This is a genomic window from Streptomyces sp. NPDC088745 (genome assembly GCF_044751045.1).
Taxonomy (GTDB): domain Bacteria; phylum Actinomycetota; class Actinomycetes; order Streptomycetales; family Streptomycetaceae; genus Streptomyces; species Streptomyces cremeus.
The window spans coordinates 1-1113 of sequence record NZ_JBIVLB010000039.1 but is presented as its reverse complement, the minus strand read 5'-3'; the positions used below and the strand labels follow the sequence as shown (position 1 = coordinate 1113).

The 1113-nt window shown below is 74.6% G+C and carries 1 protein-coding gene; it reads left to right on the top strand.

Annotation, left to right across the window (positions count from 1 at the left end):
- Nucleotides 1–1068, top strand: a 1068-nt coding sequence (locus ACIP93_RS37710) for a beta-galactosidase trimerization domain-containing protein (RefSeq protein WP_401766999.1), incomplete at its 5' end; no start/stop codon positions are given.
- Nucleotides 1069–1113 lie beyond the last annotated feature (45 nt).

The following is a 1113-nucleotide window of genomic DNA, read 5'->3' as shown; positions in this document are numbered from 1 at the left end:
ACGGGCGCGGTCAACTGGCAGCCGGTGAACAGGGCGAAGGGCCCCGGCGAAATGCGGCGCAACGCGCTCGCCCATGTCGCCCGGGGCGCGGACGGCATCGCGTACTTCCAGTGGCGGGCGGCGAAGGCGGGTGCCGAGCAGTGGCACTCGGCGATGCTGCCGCACGCCGGCACCGACAGCCGCATCTGGCAGGACGTGGTCCGGCTCGGCGCCGACCTGAAGGCGCTGGCCGAGGTACGCGGCAGCGTCGGCACGGCCGAAGTGGCCGTCGTCTGGGACTGGAACGCCCGCTGGGCCATGGAGCTCCCCTCCCAGCCGAGCGGTGAGCTGCGCTTCCAGGACCTGGTCCGCGCCTGGTACGAGCCGTTGTGGCGGGCCGGCGTGGCGGTGGACTTCGTGCGCCCGGACGCCGATCTGTCGCCGTACCGCCTGGTGCTGGCCCCGAGCCTGTACCTGGTGGACGACGCGGGCGCGGCCAACCTCACCGGCTTCGCGGAGCGCGGCGGCACCCTCGCCGTCGGTTTCCACAGCGGCGCGGTCGACGAGAACTGCCATGTCCGGCTGGGCGGTTACCCGGGCGCGTTCCGCGAGGCGCTCGGCGTGCGGACCGACGAGTTGTTCCCGCTGCTGCCCGGCGAGTCGGTCGGCCTGAGCGGCGGCGGCACCGGAACGCTGTGGTCGGAACGGGTACGGCTGTCCGGCGCCGAGCCGGTCGAGTCGTACACGAGTGGCCCCCTGGCCGGAGTGCCGGCGGTGACACGTCACCGTCTCGGCGCCGGCACGAGCTGGTATCTGACCACGCTGCCCGACGAGCCGACCCTCGCCGCGCTCCTGGACCGCATCCGCACCGAGGCCGGGGTGCGGCCGGTGCGCGAGACCGCTCCCGGCGTGGAGGCGGTCCTGCGGCGCGGCCCGGACGCCGACTACCTCTTCCTCATCAACCACACCGACCGCCCCGCCGAGGTCACGGTGGCCCAGAACGCCACGGAACTGCTGACCGGCAAGCCGGCGCCGGGCTCGGTCGGCGTGCCCGCGGGGGAGACGGCGGTGGTGCGCGAACCGCGCTGAGGGCACGCCCGCCCCTCGCAGGCGAACACCCTTTCGTTCCGGGCC